At 58.8% G+C, this 20802-nt stretch carries 17 protein-coding genes; all 17 read left to right on the plus strand.

Translation table 11 applies throughout. The features are described from left to right. Positions 1–116: 116 nt before the first annotated feature. The 17 genes from pyrH (at position 117) to CRO23_RS04730 (ending at position 20728) form a co-directional block, all read left to right on the plus strand. Complete coding sequence (gene pyrH / locus CRO23_RS04650; RefSeq protein ID WP_004931940.1) at positions 117–842, plus strand: UMP kinase; 726 nt, start codon at positions 117–119, stop codon at positions 840–842. A gap of 119 nt (positions 843–961) precedes the next feature. Next, a complete protein-coding gene (gene frr, locus CRO23_RS04655) occupies positions 962–1519 on the plus strand; it encodes a ribosome recycling factor (protein ID WP_004931943.1) in 558 nt (185 codons plus the stop codon). A gap of 157 nt (positions 1520–1676) precedes the next feature. Then, the gene (ispC, locus tag CRO23_RS04660) at positions 1677–2873 is read left to right on the plus strand and encodes a 1-deoxy-D-xylulose-5-phosphate reductoisomerase (RefSeq protein WP_079452389.1); all 1197 of its coding nucleotides are present in this window, start codon (positions 1677–1679) and stop codon (positions 2871–2873) included. A 277-nt stretch (positions 2874–3150) separates the two neighbouring features. Continuing rightward, positions 3151–3909 carry a (2E,6E)-farnesyl-diphosphate-specific ditrans,polycis-undecaprenyl-diphosphate synthase gene (ispU, locus tag CRO23_RS04665; protein ID WP_028127526.1) on the plus strand — a complete coding sequence of 253 codons (759 nt, stop codon included), beginning with the start codon at positions 3151–3153 and terminating at the stop codon, positions 3907–3909. A gap of 9 nt (positions 3910–3918) precedes the next feature. Then, entirely contained in the window at positions 3919–4761 is an 843-nt protein-coding gene (gene cdsA / locus CRO23_RS04670; protein ID WP_004931949.1) for a phosphatidate cytidylyltransferase, read from the plus strand. Between the two features lie 27 nt (positions 4762–4788). Continuing rightward, positions 4789–6144, plus strand: a complete 1356-nt coding sequence (gene rseP / locus CRO23_RS04675) for a sigma E protease regulator RseP (RefSeq protein ID WP_004931952.1) — start codon at positions 4789–4791, stop codon at positions 6142–6144. A 35-nt stretch (positions 6145–6179) separates the two neighbouring features. Then, a complete protein-coding gene (gene bamA, locus CRO23_RS04680) occupies positions 6180–8606 on the plus strand; it encodes an outer membrane protein assembly factor BamA (RefSeq protein WP_033639522.1) in 2427 nt (808 codons plus the stop codon). A gap of 156 nt (positions 8607–8762) precedes the next feature. Further along, positions 8763–9260: a molecular chaperone Skp gene (skp, locus tag CRO23_RS04685; RefSeq protein WP_004931958.1), complete on the plus strand. Its 498-nt coding sequence runs from the start codon at positions 8763–8765 to the stop codon at positions 9258–9260. A gap of 3 nt (positions 9261–9263) precedes the next feature. Continuing rightward, the gene (lpxD, locus tag CRO23_RS04690; RefSeq protein ID WP_004931959.1) at positions 9264–10286 is read left to right on the plus strand and encodes a UDP-3-O-(3-hydroxymyristoyl)glucosamine N-acyltransferase; all 1023 of its coding nucleotides are present in this window, start codon (positions 9264–9266) and stop codon (positions 10284–10286) included. A gap of 160 nt (positions 10287–10446) precedes the next feature. Then, positions 10447–10902 (plus strand): 3-hydroxyacyl-ACP dehydratase FabZ, encoded by a 456-nt coding sequence (fabZ, locus tag CRO23_RS04695; RefSeq protein WP_004931962.1) that lies wholly within the window; start codon positions 10447–10449, stop codon positions 10900–10902. A gap of 3 nt (positions 10903–10905) precedes the next feature. After that, complete coding sequence (lpxA, locus tag CRO23_RS04700) at positions 10906–11694, plus strand: acyl-ACP--UDP-N-acetylglucosamine O-acyltransferase (protein WP_016929882.1); 789 nt, start codon at positions 10906–10908, stop codon at positions 11692–11694. A 3-nt stretch (positions 11695–11697) separates the two neighbouring features. Then, on the plus strand, positions 11698–12846 hold the full coding sequence (gene lpxB / locus CRO23_RS04705; protein ID WP_028128317.1) for a lipid-A-disaccharide synthase: 1149 nt from the start codon (positions 11698–11700) through the stop codon (positions 12844–12846). Then, positions 12843–13436 carry a ribonuclease HII gene (rnhB, locus tag CRO23_RS04710; RefSeq protein ID WP_016929880.1) on the plus strand — a complete coding sequence of 198 codons (594 nt, stop codon included), beginning with the start codon at positions 12843–12845 and terminating at the stop codon, positions 13434–13436. The genes lpxB and rnhB overlap by 4 nt, the downstream gene beginning before the upstream one ends. A gap of 78 nt (positions 13437–13514) precedes the next feature. Continuing rightward, positions 13515–17003, plus strand: a complete 3489-nt coding sequence (gene dnaE, locus CRO23_RS04715) for a DNA polymerase III subunit alpha (protein WP_097101466.1) — start codon at positions 13515–13517, stop codon at positions 17001–17003. A gap of 12 nt (positions 17004–17015) precedes the next feature. Further along, on the plus strand, positions 17016–17975 hold the full coding sequence (gene accA / locus CRO23_RS04720; protein ID WP_004931972.1) for an acetyl-CoA carboxylase carboxyl transferase subunit alpha: 960 nt from the start codon (positions 17016–17018) through the stop codon (positions 17973–17975). 111 nt (positions 17976–18086) lie between these two features. Next, a complete protein-coding gene (locus tag CRO23_RS04725) occupies positions 18087–20231 on the plus strand; it encodes a lysine decarboxylase LdcC (protein ID WP_016929878.1) in 2145 nt (714 codons plus the stop codon). A 107-nt stretch (positions 20232–20338) separates the two neighbouring features. Beyond that, a complete protein-coding gene (locus tag CRO23_RS04730) occupies positions 20339–20728 on the plus strand; it encodes a VOC family protein (protein WP_097101468.1) in 390 nt (129 codons plus the stop codon). The last annotated feature ends 74 nt before the right edge of the window (positions 20729–20802 follow it).

A 20802-nucleotide genomic window follows, 5' to 3' on the forward strand; every position in this document is an offset into this window, starting at 1 on the left:
CATACTATCCAGCCAGAATTACACCGGTGGCAGGCCCTGCAGCGTGATACTCACCTCAGGCGCGTTTCATCGGCTGAAATCCCCACTACTAATACTGCTTCTTAGGACAGAACACCATGGCAACCAATGCAAAACCCGTATATCAGCGTATTCTGCTTAAACTGAGTGGCGAAGCCCTGCAAGGTGCAGAAGGTTTTGGTATCGACGCCAGCGTTTTGGATCGCATGGCTCAGGAAGTGAAAGAGCTGGTCGAACTGGGAATTCAGGTCGGTGTAGTTATTGGCGGCGGGAACCTGTTCCGCGGCGCGGGCCTGGCGCAAGCCGGCATGAACCGCGTAGTGGGCGACCACATGGGAATGCTGGCTACCGTGATGAACGGCCTGGCTATGCGTGATGCACTGCACCGTGCCTATGTGAACGCCCGCCTGATGTCGGCGATCCCGCTGAACGGCGTGTGTGATAATTACAGCTGGGCAGAGGCGATCAGCCTGCTGCGCAACAACCGCGTGGTGATCTTCTCCGCCGGTACCGGCAACCCGTTCTTCACCACTGATTCCGCCGCTTGCCTGCGTGGTATCGAGATCGAAGCCGACGTGGTGCTGAAAGCCACCAAAGTGGATGGGGTCTACTCCGCCGATCCGGTGAAAAACCCGGATGCGACGCTGTATGAACAATTAACCTATCAGGACGTGCTGGAGCGCGAGCTGAAAGTGATGGATCTGGCGGCGTTTACGCTGGCCCGCGATCACGGTCTGCCGATCCGCGTGTTCAACATGAACAAGCCAGGCGCACTGCGCCGCGTGGTGATGGGTGAGAACGAAGGTACGCTGATCAGCAAATAAGGCTGTTCACACCCCTTTTTCGGAGCGCGTGACGCCAGGCGCCGCGCGCTCTTCGAGTACGATTACGGGCTATACTTGAGTATCGCCTGCCAAGTAACCAGCTTCCAAGGGTTTGCAACGTGACTAATGAAATCAGAAAAGATGCTGATTCACGCATGGAAAAAAGCGTAGAAGCATTCAAAAACCAAATCAGCAAGATCCGCACCGGCCGCGCTTCGCCAAGCATTCTGGACGGCATCATGGTGGAATACTACGGCGCCGCTACGCCGCTGCGTCAACTGGCCAACGTGACTGTGGAAGACTCCCGCACGCTGAAAATCAACGTGTTCGACCGCAGCCTGAGCCAGGCCGTTGAGAAAGCGATCATGAGCTCCGATCTGGGCCTTAACCCGTCTTCCGCCGGTTCTGACATTCGTGTTCCGCTGCCTCCGCTGACCGAAGAACGCCGTAAGGATCTGATCAAGATCGTACGCGGCGAAGCCGAGCAGGGCCGCGTAGCGGTGCGTAACGTGCGTCGCGACGCCAACGACAAGGTCAAGGCGCTGCTGAAAGACAAAGAGATCAGCGAAGACGAAGAACGTCGTTCACAAGACGAGATTCAGAAAATGACCGACGCTTACATCAAGCTGGTCGACGCCGCGTTGGCGGAGAAAGAAAAAGAGCTGATGGATTTCTAATCAGCATCGTGCAGAAACAAAGCGTCGCCTGGGCGGCGCTTTGTTTTTTGTGGCGCAGATCCCGTTTCATCGTACTGAAAGATCATGGACAAGCGGTGTCCAAGGTTCCACACTGGAGCACCTCCGATCTCATCAGACAGTTATTCAGAGTGAACTCATGAAGCAACTGACCATTCTTGGCTCGACCGGCTCGGTAGGGACCAGCACCCTGGCCGTGGTCAGGGCGAATCCCGAGCGTTTTGCGATCAAAGCGCTGGTGGCCGGCCGCAACGTCGCGGTCATGGCGCAGCAATGCATCGAATTCCGGCCCGCCTTCGCCGCGATGGCGGATGAAAGCGCCGCCCGCGAGCTGCGCGTCATTCTGGCGGAAAACGGCGTCGCTACCGAGGTATTGGCCGGGGAGCAAGCGGCCTGTGAACTGGCGGCTTTGGACGACGTCGATCAAGTGACAGCGGCCATCGTCGGCGCTGCGGGGCTGTTGCCGACGCTGGCGGCGATCCGCGCAGGCAAGCAGGTGCTGCTGGCCAACAAAGAGTCGCTGGTCACCTGCGGCCGCCTGTTTATGGACGCGGTGCGGCAAAGCCAGGCGCAACTGCTGCCGCTCGACAGTGAGCACAACGCGATTTTTCAGAGTTTGCCTGAGAGTATTCAGCGCCAGTTGGGATACTCTTCACTGGACAGTCATGGTGTTTCGCGCATCGTGCTTACCGGTTCTGGCGGTCCGTTCCGCACCACGCCGCTGGACCAGTTCGCCGCGATGACGCCGGATCAAGCCTGCGCCCACCCGAACTGGTCGATGGGCCGCAAGATCTCGGTGGACTCCGCCACCATGATGAACAAAGGTCTGGAATACATTGAGGCCCGCTGGCTGTTTAACGCCTCGGCCGAGCAAATGGAAGTGATCCTGCACCCGCAGTCGGTGATTCACTCGATGGTGCGCTATGCCGACGGCAGCGTGCTGGCGCAGCTGGGTACGCCGGATATGCGCACGCCGATCGCCCACGCGATGGCGTATCCGCAGCGCGTGAACTCCGGCGTGGAAGCGCTGGACTTCTGCCGCATCGGTTCGCTGACCTTCGCTGAACCGGAACGCGAGCGTTATCCTTGCCTGTATTTGGCGATCGACGCGTTCGAGGCCGGCCAGGCGGCGACCACCGCGCTGAACGCGGCCAACGAAATCGCCGTGGCGGCATTTTTGCAGCAGCAGATCCGCTTTACCGACATTGCGGCGGTCAACCGCCAGGTGGTGGAGCGTCTCGCGCTGCAGGAACCGACCTGCATCGACGCGGTCTTAGACATTGACCGCCAGGCGCGCGCCGTCGCCGAGGAACGCGTTCGCGCGTTGTGCGGCTGATCACGGCGATTATCCGATTTTGCTCGTAATTCGCGCGTGCCGCCGCGGGGTCGTTTGTTCATGCCCCGCTGAGGTGGTATAGTCTGCGCCACCTGTCAGCGGTTATACCGTTGAATTATGACCCGATTGGCGCCTTGTGCGCCAATGGCGACCCGGCTGTGTCGGGTATCGCGAGGGCAGGCTGAAAGCCGTGTCGGGCACACGGCTTTTTTTGCGCGTAAGGGCCTGATGTTCCGGAAAGGCAGTTATATTTCTATTGAGGAAATAAGTACGAGTTATGTCGTCCGCAAACCAACAAGAGGCTAATCCATCTTCCCCGGGGCCGCGCCATGTCGCCATTATCATGGACGGTAACGGACGCTGGGCCAAACGTCAGGGCAAGTTACGTGTCTTCGGTCATAAAGCAGGGGTGAAATCGGTTCGCCGCGCGGTCAGTTTTGCCGCCAGCCACCATTTAGATGCACTCACGCTTTATGCCTTCAGCAGCGAAAACTGGAACCGTCCGGTGCAGGAAGTCTCCGCCCTGATGGAGCTTTTTGTCCGCGCTTTGGATAGTGAAGTAAAAAGCCTGCATAAACATAACGTCAGGCTGCGGGTGATCGGCGATATTAGCCGGTTCAGCGCGCGTTTGCAGGAGCGGATCCGCCGCTCTGAAGCACTGACGGAAAATAACGATGGCCTGACGCTCAATATCGCTGCCAACTATGGCGGCCGTTGGGATATCATTCAGGGAGTAAGGGAGCTGGCCGAACAGGTACGGGTAGGGGAGTTGCACCCGGATCAGATCAGCGAGGAATTATTGAGCGAACGGGTTTGCATGAGCGACCTGGCGCCGGTGGATCTGGTTATCCGCACCGGTGGCGAGCATCGCATCAGTAACTTCCTGCTGTGGCAAATCGCCTATGCTGAACTTTACTTTACTGATGTGCTCTGGCCTGATTTCGATGAACTTGTCTTTGAAGGTGCGCTGAATGCATTTGCACAACGTGAGCGCCGCTTCGGGGGAACAACACCTATCGGCGCCGATGCGTCCTAGGGAGAACTTTTGCTGAAGTATCGCCTCATAACTGCTCTGATTTTAATCCCGATCGTTATCGCGGCGCTGTTCCTGTTGCCGCCGCTGGCCTTTGCTCTGGTAACGCTCGTCGTGTGCATGTTAGCAGCCTGGGAGTGGGGCCAATTGGCCGGTTTTACCTCCCGTTCGCAGCGCATCTGGCTGGCGATACTGTGCGGTTTTCTGCTGGCGCTGATGATGCTCAGCGTTCCCGCCTACCATCAATCCGTGCCGCAGGTAAGCGGCTCGCTGTGGCTGTCGCTGGCCTGGTGGCTGGCGGCGCTGCTGCTGGTGCTGTTTTACCCCGGCTCGGCCGCCATCTGGCGCAATTCGCGCCCGCTGCGCCTGCTGTTCGGCCTGCTGACCATCGTGCCGTTTTTTTGGGGCATGCTGGCGCTGCGCCAGTTCGGCTATGAGCAAAACCCGTTTACCGGCGCCTGGTGGCTGCTGTACGTGATGCTGCTGGTGTGGGGCGCGGATTCCGGCGCCTATATGTTCGGCAAGCTGTTCGGCAAGCATAAGCTGGCGCCGAAGGTCTCGCCGGGTAAAACCTGGGAAGGGTTGATCGGCGGGCTGCTGACATCGGCGGTCATTTCTTGGCTGTTCGGCCGCTACGCGCCGCTGAACGTGGTGCCGACCACGCTGTTGGCCTGTTCGGTGATCGCCGCGCTGGCTTCGGTGCTGGGCGATTTGACCGAAAGCATGTTCAAACGCGAAGCGGGCATCAAGGACAGCGGTCATTTGATTCCCGGTCACGGCGGCATACTGGATCGTATCGACAGCCTGACCGCGGCGGTGCCGGTGTTTGCCTGCCTGATGCTGTTGGTGTTTTAATCCGTCAATGACGGAAAGTGAGGGATGATGGTCAGCGTGCTTTGGAACCTGGTGGCGTTTCTGATTGCGCTCGGTATTTTGATTACCGTGCACGAGTTCGGACACTTTTGGGTTGCCCGTCGTTGCGGCGTGCGCGTTGAACGTTTCTCCATCGGCTTTGGCCGGGCGCTGTGGCGCCGCACCGATCGCCAGGGCACCGAGTACGTCATCGCTTTGATTCCGCTTGGCGGCTACGTGAAGATGCTGGACGAGCGCGTGGAGTCGGTGGCGCCGGAAATGCGCCATCAGGCCTTCAACAACAAAACCGTCTGGCAGCGCGCGGCCATCATCAGCGCCGGCCCCATCGCCAACTTCCTGTTTGCTATCCTTGCCTATTGGCTGGTGTTCATCATCGGCGTGCCGAGTTTCCGCCCGGTGATCGGCGAAATCGCGCCGCAATCCATCGCCGCCAAGGCTGAAATTTCGTCTGGCATGGAACTAAAGTCGGTTGACGGCATCGAAACGCCTGATTGGGAGTCAGTTCGTCTGGCGCTGGTGGCGAAGATCGGCGATGCGCAAACCGAAGTCGGCGTCGCGCCGTTCGGCTCTTCGCAGGTCGTGACCAAAACCCTGGATTTGCGCCAGTGGAACTTTGAACCGGACAAGCAGGATCCCGTTGTCGCGCTGGGCATTATGCCGCGCGGCCCGCAGATCGAATCCGTGTTGGCGGAAGTGCAGCCTAACTCGGCGGCGCAAAAGGCGGGTTTACAAGCGGGGGACAGGATCGTTAAAGTCGATGGTCAGCCGTTGGGTCGTTGGCAGACGTTGGTGAAGCGTATCCACGATGGCCCGGGGCAACCGCTGGCTTTGGAGATTGAAAGAAACGGCGCCCCCTTGTCTTTGACGCTGATACCGGATACAAAGCCGGTGGGAAAAGACAAATCGGTGGGGTTTGCAGGCATCATTCCAAAAGTGCTGCCGCTGCCGGACGAGTATAAAACGATTCGCCAGTATGGACCGTTCCCGGCGCTGTATCAGGCCGGTGACAAGACCTGGCAGCTGATGCGGCTGACGGTCAACATGCTGGGCAAATTAATAACCGGTGATGTAAAGCTGAACAACCTGAGTGGCCCGATCTCGATTGCACAGGGAGCTGGGGCGTCAGCCGGAGTCGGGTTCGTGTATTATCTGATGTTCCTGGCGTTGATTAGCGTCAACCTGGGGATCATCAACCTGTTCCCATTACCGGTGTTAGATGGTGGGCATCTCCTCTTCCTGGCGATAGAAAAGCTGAAGGGTGGGCCGGTTTCCGAGCGAGTACAGGACTACAGCTACCGCATAGGTTCGATCGTGCTGGTGTTGTTGATGGGTCTTGCACTTTTCAATGATTTTTCCCGCCTTTAGGGGCGGGGATAGGTTAGGAAGAACGCATAACAACGATGGCGATGAAAAAGTTGCTCATAGCGTCGCTGCTGTTTGGCAGCGCCACCGTATACGGTGCAGACGGGTTCGTAGTGAAAGACATTCATTTCGAAGGCCTGCAGCGAGTCGCCGTCGGTGCGGCGTTACTCAACATGCCGGTTCGCGTCGGCGATACCGTCACTGACGATGACATCAGTAATACCATCCGTGCCTTGTTTGCCACCGGCAACTTCGAGGACGTGCGCGTGCTGCGCGATGGTAATACCTTGATCGTGCAGGTGAAGGAACGTCCTACCATCGCCAGCATCACTTTCTCCGGCAACAAGTCGGTGAAGGATGACATGCTCAAGCAGAACCTGGAAGCCTCCGGCGTCCGGGTGGGCGAGGCGCTCGACCGCACCACGATCTCCAGCATTGAAAAAGGGCTGGAAGACTTCTACTACAGCGTCGGTAAATACAGCGCCTCGGTGAAAGCCGTAGTCACGCCGTTGCCGCGTAACCGTGTCGACCTGAAACTGGTGTTCACGGAAGGGGTCTCCGCCAAGATTCAACAAATCAACATCGTCGGCAACCATGCCTTCACCAACGACGAACTGATCTCACGCTTCCAACTGCGTGATGAAGTGCCGTGGTGGAACCTGGTCGGCGATCGCAAATACCAGAAGCAAAAACTGGCGGGCGATCTCGAAACCCTGCGCAGCTTCTATCTGGATCGCGGCTATGCCCGCTTTAACATCGATTCTACCCAGGTGAGCCTGACGCCGGATAAAAAAGGCATCTACATCACCATCAACATCACCGAAGGCGAGCAGTACAAACTTTCCGATGTTGTCGTGAACGGCAATCTGGCCGGCCACTCGGCGGAAGTCGCTCAGATCACCAAAATTGAGCCAGGCGAGCTGTACAACGGCAGCAAGGTGACCAAAATGGAAGACAACATCAAAACGATGTTGGGCCGTTATGGTTACGCCTACCCGCGCGTCGGCACTCAGCCTGAGATCAACGACGCGGATAAAACCGTCAAACTGCACGTCAACGTTGACGCGGGCAACCGCTTCTACGTGCGTCGCATCAAGTTCGAAGGCAACGACACCAGCAAGGATTCCGTACTGCGTCGCGAAATGCGCCAGATGGAAGGCGCCTGGCTCGGCAACGAGCAGGTCGAGCAGGGCAAAGAGCGTCTGAACCGTCTGGGCTACTTCGAAACGGTTGACGTGGAAACCCAGCGCGTGCCGGGCACCGCCGATCAGGTCGATGTGACCTACAAGGTGAAAGAACGCAACACCGGTACCTTCAACTTCGGCGTCGGTTACGGCACCGAGAGCGGCGTCAGCTTCCAGGCCGGCGTGCAGCAGGATAACTGGTTGGGTACCGGCTACTCGGTCGGCATCAGCGGCACCAAGAACGACTACCAGACCTATACCGAACTGTCGGTCACCAACCCGTACTTCACCGTTGACGGTGTGAGCCTGGGTGGCCGCATCTTCTACAACGACTTTAAGGCGGATGACGCGGATCTGTCGGACTATACCAACAAGAGTTACGGTATCGACGGTACGCTGGGCTTCCCGATCAACGAAAACAACTCGTTGCGTACCGGCCTGGGCTACGTCCACAACGGCCTGTCGAACATGCAGCCGCAGATCGCCATGTGGCGTTACCTCGACTCGATGGGCGTGGATGCGAACAAGACCGACCGCGCCAGCTACTCGACCGACGACTTTACGCTGAACCTGGGCTGGACTTACAACAACCTGGACCGCGGCTACTTCCCGACCTCGGGTAACCGCACCACGTTGAACGGCAAGGTCACCATTCCGGGCTCGGACAACGAATACTACAAGGTGACGCTGGACAGCGTACAGTACGTGCCGATCAACGACGATCGCACCTGGGTGCTGTTGGGCCGTGGCCGTCTGGGTTACGCGGATGGGCTGGGCGGCAAGGAAATGCCGTTCTACGAGAACTTCTACGCCGGTGGTTCGAGCACCGTGCGCGGCTTCCAGTCCAACACCATTGGTCCGAAGGCGGTGTACTACAACTCCAACTCGTACCAGTGTCAGTTCAACGCCGGCAGCACGACCGATCGTCAGAGCATCTGTAGCTCGGATGACGCGGTGGGCGGTAACGCCATGGCGGTCGCCAGCCTGGAGCTGATCACCCCGACGCCGTTCATCAGCGAGAAATACGCCAACTCGGTGCGGACGTCGCTGTTCATCGATGCCGGTACCGTGTGGGACACCAAGTGGAAGAATACCAACGAAACGCTGATGTACGGCGTGCCGGACTACAGCAAAGCCAGCAATATTCGTTCTTCCGCCGGTATCGCGCTGCAGTGGATGTCGCCACTGGGGCCGTTGGTGTTCTCTTACGCCAACCCGATCAAGAAATACGAAGGCGACAAGTCCGAACAGTTCCAGTTTAACATCGGTAAGACCTGGTAACGGGTCTCGCCTCTGGGCATAACAGTTATTAAGAATCGCAATGGCCAGGCGCCCGCCGGCAGAGGGAGATGATTCTCATTGTTTGGTGGGACAAGTCTGGCAAATTGTGTACTTCAGTGTCATATGACACAAATGGGTGATGGTAAGGAGTTTATAGTGAAAAAGTGGTTGTGTGCCGCAGGCCTCGGTTTAGCAATGGCTGCTTCAGCTGGCGTTCAGGCAGCAGATAAGATCGCTGTCGTTAACGTCTCCAGCATTTTCCAACAGCTGCCGGCCCGCGAAGCGGTCGCTAAACAGCTGGAAAACGAGTTTAAAGGCCGTGCAAGCGAACTCCAGAACATGGAACGTAGCCTGCAGACCAAAATGCAACGTCTGCAGCGTGACGGCGCTACCATGAAAGCCAGCGACCGCAGCAAGTTGGAAAAAGACGTGATGGCGCAACGCGAGCAGTTCTCTCAGAAAGCCCAGGCTTTCGAGCAGGACAACCGCCGTCGCCAGATGGAAGAACGTAACAAGATCCTGAGCCGCATTCAGGACGCGGTGAAATCTGTCGCCAGCAAAGGCGGTTATGACGTGGTGATCGACGCCAACGCCGTTGCCTATGCAGACTCTTCCAAAGATATCACTGCTGACGTGCTGAAACAGGTTAAATAACACATGCTTTCAATTCGACTGGCTGATTTAGCGCAGCAGTTGGATGCACAATTGCACGGTGATGGCGATCTCGTCATCACCGGCATTGCTTCTATGCATTCGGCACAGCCTGGCCAAATCACGTTTTTGTCAAACAGCCGCTATCAAGAGCAGCTGTCTTCCTGCCAGGCAAGCGCCGTGGTGCTTACCGAAGCGGATTTACCACACTGCCGTGCTGCGGCGCTGGTGGTTAAAAACCCTTATCTGACCTACGCGCGCATGGCGCAACTGATGGACACTACGCCGGCGCCGGCGCAGGATATCGCGCCAAGCGCGGTGATCTCGCCTGAAGCGCAGTTGGGGCAGAACGTCGCCATTGGGGCGAACGCGGTGATCGAGTCGGGTGCGGTGCTTGGCGATAACGTGGTTATCGGCCCGGGCTGTTTCATCGGCAAACACGCACGCATCGGCGCGGGTACGCGTCTGTGGGCGAACGTAACGATTTATCATGCGGTCGAAATCGGCCAGCGCTGCCTGATTCAGTCGGGCACTGTGATCGGCGCGGACGGTTTCGGCTATGCGAATGAGCGCGGCGAGTGGATCAAGATCCCTCAGTTGGGCACGGTGATTATCGGCGATCGCGTCGAAATCGGCGCTTGCACCACCATTGACCGCGGCGCTTTGGATAACACCCAAATCGGGAATGGTGTTATCATCGACAACCAATGCCAGATTGCACATAACGTCGTGATTGGCGACAATACCGCCGTCGCCGGCGGTGTGATCATGGCCGGCAGCCTGAAAATCGGCCGCTACTGCCAGATTGGCGGCGCCAGCGTGATCAACGGTCACATGGAAATTGCCGACAAGGTTGTTGTTACCGGAATGGGAATGGTTATGCGACCAATCACCGAACCTGGGGTATACTCTTCGGGCATTCCGTTGCAGCCTAACAAGGTTTGGCGTAAAACCGCTGCGTTGGTAATGAATATCGATGAGATCAGCAAACGCTTGAAAGCTGTCGAACGTAAAGTCGGAAAAGACTAATCATTGCCGCCCGCTCTCGCGGGTACAAAACGAAACGCGTTGGTCGTGAGACCAAAAGCGCAAAGAGATGTTAATTTGCGGCCTGCATGATGATCTCCTTTTGGGGTCAGCGCAGGCCGTGTTGTTGATGCCATCAGTTTTTAGAGACAGGAAGAGTATTTTGACTACTGACACTCATACTCTGGATATTGCAGAAATTTTGGATCTGCTTCCTCACCGTTACCCGTTCTTGCTGGTCGACCGCGTCCTCGAGTTTGAAGAGCACAAATATCTGCGTGCGGTGAAGAACGTATCGGTGAATGAACCGTTTTTCCAGGGCCATTTCCCTGGCAAACCGATTTTCCCAGGCGTATTGATCCTGGAAGCCATGGCGCAGGCCACCGGTATCCTGGCGTTTAAAAGCGTCGGCAAACTGGAGCCGGGCGAGCTGTATTACTTCGCCGGTATCGACGAAGCACGCTTCAAGCGCCCTGTGGTGCCAGGCGATCAGATGGTCATGGAAGTCACCTTCGAGAAAACTCGCCGCGGTCTGACTCGCTTCAAAGGCGTGGCGACCGTTGACGGTAAAATTGTCTGCGAAGCAACCATGATGTGTGCCCGCAGCCGGGAGGCTTAATCCGTGATTGACCAAACCGCCTTTATCCATCCTAGCGCGATAGTCGAAGAAGGCGCCGTGATCGGCGCCAACGTGCATATCGGCCCTTTCTGCTATGTCGGCTCCCAGGTGGAAATCGGCGCCGGCACGGTGCTGAAATCCCACGTGGTGGTGAACGGCATTACCAAGATTGGCTGCGATAATCAGATTTATCAATTCGCCTCTATCGGCGAAGTGAATCAGGATCTGAAATACGCGGGCGAACCGACGCGCGTTGAAGTGGGCGATCGCAACCGCATCCGCGAAAGCGTGACCATTCATCGCGGCACCGCGCAGGGCACCGGCCTGACCAAAGTGGGCAACGACAACCTGCTGATGGTCAACGTGCACATCGCCCACGATTGCGTGGTCGGCAATGCTTGCGTGCTGGCCAACAACGCCACGCTGGCGGGGCATGTGGAAATCGACGATCACGCCATCATCGGCGGCATGACGGCGATCCACCAGTTCTGCATTATCGGCGCGCATGTGATGGTAGGCGGTTGTTCCGGTGTCGCTCAGGACGTGCCTCCTTTCGTCATCGCTCAGGGCAACCACGCTACGCCGTTCGGCGTCAACGCGGTCGGCCTGAAGCGCCGCGGTTTTGACAAGGATGAAATGCAGGCAATCCGCAACGCCTACAAAATCCTGTATCGCAGCGAGAAAACGCTGGATGAAGCGAAAGCGGAAATCGAAGCCCTGGCCAAAGAACAGCCGGTGGTGCAGCAATACCTCGATTTCTTCACCCGTTCCACCCGTGGCATCATTCGCTGAGTTATGTCGAATCGTCCATTGACTATCGGACTGGTCGCCGGAGAAACCTCCGGTGACATTCTCGGCGCCGGCTTGATCCGTGCGCTCAAGGCGCAGATCCCCGACGCGCGTTTTGTCGGCGTCGCCGGCCCGCTGATGCAGGCCGAAGGCTGCGAAGCCTGGTACGAAATGGAAGAGCTGGCGGTCATGGGCGTGGTGGAAGTGCTTGAGCGCTTGCCACGCCTGTTGAAGATCCGCAAGGATCTCACCCGCCGCTTCGGTGAGCTGCGGCCGGACGTGTTTGTCGGCATCGACGCGCCGGACTTCAACATCACGCTGGAAGGCCGCCTCAAACAGCGCGGCATTCGCACCATCCACTACGTCAGCCCTTCCGTATGGGCCTGGCGGCAAAAGCGCGTTTTCAAAATAGGCAAAGCCACCGATCTGGTGCTGGCCTTTCTCCCTTTCGAAAAAGCGTTTTACGATCGTTTCAACGTGCCTTGCCGGTTTATCGGCCACACCATGGCGGACGCCATGCCGTTGCAGCCCGACCGGCTGGCGGCGCGCGCTCAGCTTGGCATCGCTCCGCAGGCGCGCTGTCTGGCCTTGCTGCCGGGCAGCCGCGGCGCCGAAGTCGAGATGCTGAGCGCCGATTTCCTCAAAACCGCGCAGCTGCTGCGCACCCGTTATCCCGAGCTGGAAGTGGTGGTGCCGCTGGTCAACGCCAAACGGCGCGAGCAGTTTGAGCGCATCAAGGCCGAGGTTGCGCCGGATTTGACCGTACACCTGCTGAATGGGCAGGGGCGCGAAGCGATGATCGCCAGCGACGCGGCGCTGCTGGCATCCGGCACGGCGGCGCTGGAGTGCATGTTGGCCAAGTGCCCGATGGTGGTGGGCTATCGCATGAAGCCGTTCACTTTCTGGCTGGCGCAGAAGCTGGTGAAAACGCCTTACGTTTCGCTGCCGAATCTGCTGGCGGGGCGCGAGATCGTCACCGAGCTGCTGCAGCATGACTGCGTGCCGGACAAACTGGCCGCCGCCGTGATGCCGCTGCTGGAAGAGAGCCCGGAAACCGACGCGTTGAAACACACTTTCCTTACCTTGCACCAAAGCATCCGTTGCGGTGCGGACGAACAGGCCGCTCAGGCTGTGTTGGAGCTGGCGAAAGCATGATTGAACCCTTTATCTATCCCGCTGCCACGCTGATTGCCGGTGTGGACGAAGTGGGCCGCGGCCCGTTGGTCGGCGCGGTGGTCACCGCCGCCGTGATCCTCGATCCGGCGCAGCCGATCGTCGGTCTGGCGGATTCCAAGAAACTCAGTGAAAAACGCCGCCTGGCGCTGTATGACGAAATTGTCGCCAAGGCGCTCTCCTGGAGCCTGGGGCGCGCCGAACCGGCGGAAATCGACCAATTGAACATTTTGCACGCCACCATGTTGGCGATGCAGCGCGCGGTGGCCGGGTTGCATATCGCGCCGGACATGGTTTTAATCGACGGTAACCGTTGCCCGAACCTGCCGATGCGTTCGCAGGCGGTGGTGAAGGGCGACAGCCGCGTGGCGGAGATCAGCGCGGCGTCCATTCTGGCGAAGGTCACGCGCGATCGCGAAATGGCCGAGCTGGACAGCGAGTACCCGGACTACGGTTTCGCGCAGCATAAAGGCTACCCGACCGCCTTCCACCTGGAGCGGCTGGCCGCGCTGGGCGCCACCGAGCATCATCGCCGCAGCTTCGCGCCGGTGAAAAGAGCGCTGGCGCTGTAGTCTGCGGGCCTGACCGGGCTCGACGATAGCATTAACCCGGGCTCAGCCTGCTGAGCCCCTTCAATCAGGTATCTGGAGATGGCCGAACCTCGTTTTATTCACCTGCGCGTCCACAGTGACTACTCCATGATTGATGGATTGGCCAAGACGGCGCCGCTGGTGAAAAGAGCCGCCGCGTTAGCCATGCCTGCACTGGCAATCACCGATTTCACCAACCTGTGCGGGCTGGTGAAATTCTATGGCAGCGCGCACGGCGCCGGGATCAAACCGATCATCGGCGCGGATTTCCATGTGCAAAGTGAAGAGCTGGGCGATGAACTGGCTCAGTTGACGGTGCTGGCCAGCAACAACGAAGGCTACCAGAACCTGACGCTGCTGATTTCCCGTGCCTATCAGCGCGGCTACGGCGCCGCCGGCCCGACTATCGATCGCGACTGGCTGATTGAACATCGCGAAGGGCTGATCCTGCTCTCCGGTGCGCGTCAGGGTGACGTCGGCAAGTTTCTGCTGCGCGGCAACCAGGCGCAGGTGGATCAGTGTCTGGATTTCTACCAGCAATATTTCCCGGACTGCTACTACCTGGAGTTGATCCGCACCGGCCGCCCGGACGAAGAGAACTATCTGCATGCGGCGGTGGCGCTGGCCACCGAACGCGGCTTGCCGGTGGTGGCCACCAACGACGTGCGCTTCCTGGTGGAAGATGACTTCGACGCTCATGAGATCCGCGTCGCCATCCACGACGGCTTTACGCTGGACGATCCCAAGCGGCCGCGTAACTACAGCCCGCAACAGTACATGCGCAGCGAAGACGAGATGTGCGAACTGTTCGCCGACATCCCGGAAGCGCTGCTGAACAGCGTCGAAATCGCCAAGCGCTGCAACGTCACCATTCGCCTTGGCGAATACTTCCTGCCGCAGTTCCCGACCGGCGATATGAGCACCGAGGACTTCCTGGTGCTCAAATCGAAAGAGGGGCTGGAAGAGCGCCTCGAGTTCCTGTTCCCCGATCCTGACGTGCGCGCGCAGCGCCGCCCGGAATACGACGAGCGTCTGGACGTCGAGCTGAAGGTGATCAACCAGATGGGCTTCCCTGGCTACTTCCTGATCGTGATGGAGTTTATCCAGTGGTCGAAGGACAACAACGTGCCGGTTGGCCCGGGGCGCGGCTCCGGCGCCGGTTCGCTGGTGGCCTATGCGTTGAAAATCACCGACCTCGATCCGTTGGAGTTCGATCTGCTGTTCGAACGCTTCCTGAACCCGGAACGTGTCTCAATGCCCGACTTCGACGTCGACTTCTGCATGGAGAAGCGTGACCAGGTAATCGAGCACGTGGCGGAGATGTACGGCCGCGAAGCGGTATCACAGATCATCACCTTCGGCACCATGGCGGCGAAAGCGGTTATCCGCGACGTGGGCCGCGTGCTGGGGCACCCGTACGGCTTCGTCGATCGCATTTCCAAGCTGGTGCCGCCGGATCCGGGCATGACGCTGGAAAAAGCCTTCGCCGCCGAACCGCAGCTGCCGGAGATTTACGAGGCCGACGAAGAGGTCAAGGCGCTGATCGACATGGCGCGCAAGCTGGAAGGGGTGACGCGCAACGCCGGTAAACACGCCGGTGGCGTGGTGATCGCGCCGACCAAGATCACCGACTTCGCGCCGCTGTACTGCGATGCCGAAGGGAACCACCCGGTGACCCAGTTCGACAAGAACGACGTGGAATACGCCGGGCTGGTGAAGTTCGACTTCCTCGGTCTGCGCACCCTGACCATCATCGACTGGGCGCTGGAGATGATCAACGCCCGGCGCGCCAAGACCGGGCTGGAACCGATCGACATCGCCGCCATCCCGCTCGACGACAAGAAAAGCTTCGACATGCTGCAGCGCTCGGAAACCACGGCGGTGTTCCAGCTTGAATCGCGCGGCATGAAAGATTTGATCAAACGTCTGAAGCCCGACTGCTTCGAAGACATGATCGCACTGGTGGCGCTGTTCCGTCCGGGGCCGCTGCAGTCGGGCATGGTGGATAACTTCATCGACCGCAAACACGGCCGTGAAGAGATCTCCTACCCGGACATTCAGTGGCAGCACGAGTCGCTCAAGCCGGTGCTGGAACCGACCTACGGCATCATCCTGTATCAGGAACAGGTGATGCAGATTGCCCAGGTGCTGGCCGGCTATACGCTGGGCGGCGCGGACATGCTGCGTCGTGCGATGGGTAAAAAGAACCCGGTCGAAATGGCCAAGCAGCGCGGCGGCTTTGAAGACGGCGCCAAAGCGCGCGGCATCGACGGCGAACTGTCGGTGAAAATCTTCGACCTGGTGGAAAAATTCGCCGGTTATGGCTTCAACAAATCGCACTCCGCCGCCTATGCGCTGGTGTCGTATCAGACGCTGTGGCTGAAGGCGCACTATCCGGCCGAGTTTATGGCGGCGGTGATGACCGCCGATATGGACAACACCGACAAAGTGGTGGGTCTGGTGGACGAGTGCTGGCGCATGGGGTTGAAGATCCTGCCGCCGGACATCAACAGCGGCCTGTATCACTTCCACGTCAACGACGACGGCGAGATCGTTTACGGCATCGGCGCCATCAAGGGCGTGGGGGAAGGGCCGATCGAAGCCATTATCGAAGCGCGCAACAGCGGCGAGCAAGGTTATTTCAAAGACCTGTTCGATCTCTGCGCGCGCTCCGACATCAAGAAACTGAACCGCCGCATTCTGGAAAAACTGATCATGTCCGGGGCGTTCGATCGCCTTGGGCCGCACCGCGCCGCGCTGATGAATTCGCTCGGCGACGCGTTAAAAGCGGCGGATCAGCATGCGAAAGCCGAAGCTATTGGCCAGGTGGATATGTTTGGCGTGCTGGCGGAAGCGCCGGAGCAGGTGGAGCAATCCTACGCCAATATCGCGCCCTGGCCGGAGCAGGTGGTGCTGGACGGTGAACGGGAGACGCTGGGGCTGTACCTGACCGGCCACCCGATCACCCAGTACCTGAAGGAGATCGAACGTTACGCCGGTGGCCAGCGTTTGAAAGACATGCACCCGACGGATCGGGGCAAAATGACTACCGCCGTCGGGTTGGTGGTCGCCGCGCGGGTGATGGTGACCAAGCGCGGCAACCGCATCGGCATCTGCACGCTGGATGACCGTTCAGGCCGTCTGGAAGTGATGTTATTCACCGAAGCGTTAGAAAAATACCAGCATTTGTTGGAAAAAGACCGTATCCTTATCGCCAGTGGACAGGTCAGCTTTGATGACTTTAGCGGCGGGCTTAAAATGATGGCCCGCGAGGTAATGGACATCAGTGAAGCCCGGGAAAAATACGCTCGCGGGCTTGCTATCTCGCTGACTGACAGGCAAATTGATGACCAGCTTTTGAACCGTCTCCGTCAGTCGTTGGAACCCCATCGATCGGGGACGATTCCAGTGCATCTCTACTATCAACGGGAAGATGCGCGAGCCAAGCTGCGTTTTGGCGCAACCTGGCGCGTGACGCCCACCGACCGCTTGTTGATCGACTTGCGGACGTTGGTAGGCAATGAGCAGGTGGACTTGGAATTTGACTAAAATAGGAATGCTATGAGTCTGAATTTTCTTGATTTTGAACAGCCGATTGCAGAGCTGGAAGCGAAAATTGACTCGCTGACTGCAGTCAGCCGTCAAGACGAAAAATTAGATATTAATCTGGACGAAGAGGTTCAGCGCCTGCGTGAAAAGAGCGTTGAGCTGACGCGCAAGATTTTTGCCGATCTTGGGGCTTGGCAAATTGCCCAATTGGCACGCCACCCGCGCCGTCCTTATACCCTGGATTATATCAAACACATCTTTACCGACTTCGAAGAGTTGGCGGGCGATCGCGCTTACGCTGACGACAAAGCGATCGTCGGCGGCATTGCGCGCCTGGATGGCCGTCCGGTGATGATCATCGGGCACCAGAAAGGCCGTGAAACCAAAGAGAAGATCCGCCGCAACTTCGGCATGCCGGCGCCGGAAGGCTACCGCAAGGCGCTGCGCCTGATGGAAATGGCCGCGCGCTTCAAGATGCCGATCATCACCTTTATCGATACCCCTGGCGCTTATCCGGGCGTGGGCGCGGAAGAACGCGGCCAGTCGGAAGCTATCGCGCGCAACCTGCGTGAGATGTCGCGTCTGAACGTGCCGGTCATCTGCACCGTCATCGGCGAAGGCGGCTCCGGCGGCGCGCTGGCGATCGGCGTGGGCGACAAGGTGAACATGCTGCAGTACAGCACTTACTCGGTGATTTCGCCGGAAGGCTGTGCTTCCATCCTGTGGAAGAGCGCCGATAAGGCGCCGCTGGCCGCAGAAGCGATGGGCATCACCGCGCCGCGTCTGAAAGAGCTGAAGCTGATTGACTCGGTGATCCCGGAGCCGCTCGGTTCCGCGCACCGCGACGTGCCGGCGATGGCCGCCGCGCTGAAAGCGCAGCTGCTCGCCGATCTGAAAGATTTGGATGGCCTGAACGACGAAGAGTTGCTCAACCGCCGTTACCAGCGTCTGATGAACTACGGCTACTGCTGAGTTCTGTGTTTCGCTGCAAGAAACCGCCTCCGGGCGGTTTTTTTTTGGCTACACACCGTCGGATTTTCGTGGTGTTATAGAGACTTGGCCGTTAACTGACAGGAGCTGCCGATGAATATCATCGCCATCATGGGCCCGACGGGCGTCTACTACAAAGATGAGCCGATTCGCGAGCTCCACGCTGCGCTGGCCGCCATGGGATTCCAGCTGGTGTACCCCAAAAACAGCGGTGACCTGCTGAAGTTGATCGAAGCCAACGCCCGCATCTGCGGGGTGATCTTCGACTGGGACGACTACAGCCTGGAGCTGTGCAGCGAGATCAACGAGCTGAACGAATACCTGCCGCTGTATGCCTTTATCAATACCCACTCCACTTTCGACGTCAGCCTGCATGAAATGCGCATGGTGCTCTATTTCTTCGAGTATGGCCTGAATGCGGCAGACGACATCGCGCAGCGCATCCAGCAGTACACCGCGGAATACATCGACACCATTACGCCGCCGCTGACCAAGGCGCTGTTCAACTACGTGCGCGAAGGGAAGTACACCTTCTGCACGCCGGGCCACATGGCCGGCACTGCGTTCCAGAAAAGCCCGGTAGGCTGCCTGTTCTATGACTTCTTCGGCGCCAATACCCTGAAGGCCGATATCTCGATTTCGGTCACCGAGCTCGGGTCGCTGTTGGATCACACCGGCCCGCATCTGGAGGCCGAAGAGTACATCGCGCGCACCTTCAACGCCGAGCAGAGCTATCTGGTCACCAACGGCACCTCCACCGCCAACAAGATCGTCGGCATGTATTCGGCGCCGGCCGGCAGCACGGTGCTGATCGACCGCAACTGCCACAAATCACTGTGCCACCTGCTGATGATGAGCGATATCACGCCGATCTATCTGCGCCCGCTGCGCAATGCCTACGGCATCCTCGGCGGGATTCCGCAGCGCGAGTTCACTCGCGAGAGCATCGCCGCCCGGGTGCAGGCGACGCCGAACGCCACCTGGCCGGTGCACGCGGTGATCACCAATTCCACCTATGACGGCCTGCTGTACAACACCGACTACATCAAGCAGACGCTGGAGGTGCCGTCGATTCACTTTGATTCCGCCTGGGTGCCTTACACCAACTTCCACCCGATTTACGACGGCAAGAGCGGCATGAGCGGCGAGCGGGTGCCCGGCAAGGTTTTCTACGAAACCCAGTCTACCCACAAGCTGCTGGCCGCCTTCTCGCAGGCCTCGATGATTCATATCAAGGGTGACTACGATGAGAGCACCTTCAACGAAGCCTACATGATGCACACCACCACTTCGCCGCACTACGGCATCGTGGCGTCGATGGAGACCGCCGCCGCCATGCTGCGCGGCAACCCGGGGCGCCGTTTGATCAACCGTTCGGTGGAGCGCGCGCTGCATTTTCGCCGAGAGGTGCAGCGGCTGCGCGAGGAGAGCGACAGCTGGTTCTTCGATATCTGGCAGCCGGAAGAGATCGATGAGGCACAGTGCTGGCCGCTGGATCCGGACGATAACTGGCATGGTTTCGGCCAGACCGATCGCGATCATATGTATCTCGATCCGATCAAGGTGACGATCCTGACGCCGGGCATGAATGAGCTGGGCGCGCTGGAAGAAGAGGGGATCCCGGCGGCGCTGGTGGCGAAGTACCTCGACGAACGCGGCATCGTGGTGGAGAAGACCGGGCCGTACAATCTGCTGTTCCTGTTCAGCATCGGCATCGATAAAACCAAGGCGATGAGCCTGCTGCGCGGCCTGACCGACTTCAAGCGCGCCTACGATCTCAACCTGCGGGTGAAGAACATGCTGCCGGATCTGTACGCCGAGGATCCGGATTTCTATCGCCATATGCGCATCCAGGATCTGGCCGCCGGCATTCATCGCCTGATCCGCCAACACGATCTGCCAGGCCTGATGCAGCGGGCGTTCGATGTGTTGCCGGAAATGAAGCTGACGCCGCACCAGATGTTCCAGGAGCAGGTGCGCGGTAATGTCGAAACCTGCGATCTAGATCAGTTGGTGGGCAAGGTCGCGGCCAATATGATCCTGCCTTATCCGCCGGGCGTGCCGTTGGTGATGCCGGGTGAAATGATCACCGAAGAGAGCCGGGCGGTGCTCGATTTTCTGCTGATGCTGTGTTCGATCGGCGAGCGCTATCCCGGGTTTGAAACCGATATCCACGGCGCCAAGCTGACGGAGGATGGGCGTTATCTGGTGAAGGTGCTGAAAGCCCCACAGCCATAATGGCATAACGCGCCCGGCGGTTTGGCAGGATACGTCGGGCTTTTTCATTGACGGCATTGTCGCCGCCGGATACCGTGCCTCATCAAAACGAACAGAAGAGAGTTTCTATGCTGGCGTTACGTCAGGTGCACCACATCGCGATCATTGGCGCGGACTACGCCGCCAGCAAGCATTTCTACTGCGACATTCTCGGATTTACCCTGCTGAGTGAAGTCTACCGCGAGGAGCGCGACTCTTGGAAAGCGGATCTGGCGCTCAACGGGCAATACACCATTGAGCTGTTTTCGTTCCCCTCGCCGCCGGCTCGCGTCAGCCGCCCGGAGGCCTGTGGCCTGCGTCATCTGGCGTTCAGCGTCGACGACATCGATCAGGCCATCGCTCATCTGCAGGCGGCCGGCGTCGCCTGCGAATCGGTGCGTGTCGATCCCTACACCCAATCCCGATTTACCTTTTTCAGCGATCCCGATGGTTTACCGTTAGAATTATACGAGAGTTAACGGCTTAATCGCCTCCCGGCGGCCACAGCCGGGGGCGATTATGCTATGATCGCGCCCTTGCCCTACATGCCTAC

The sequence above is a fragment of the Serratia sp. JKS296 genome (assembly GCF_900215445.1).
Classification (GTDB): domain Bacteria; phylum Pseudomonadota; class Gammaproteobacteria; order Enterobacterales; family Enterobacteriaceae; genus Serratia; species Serratia marcescens.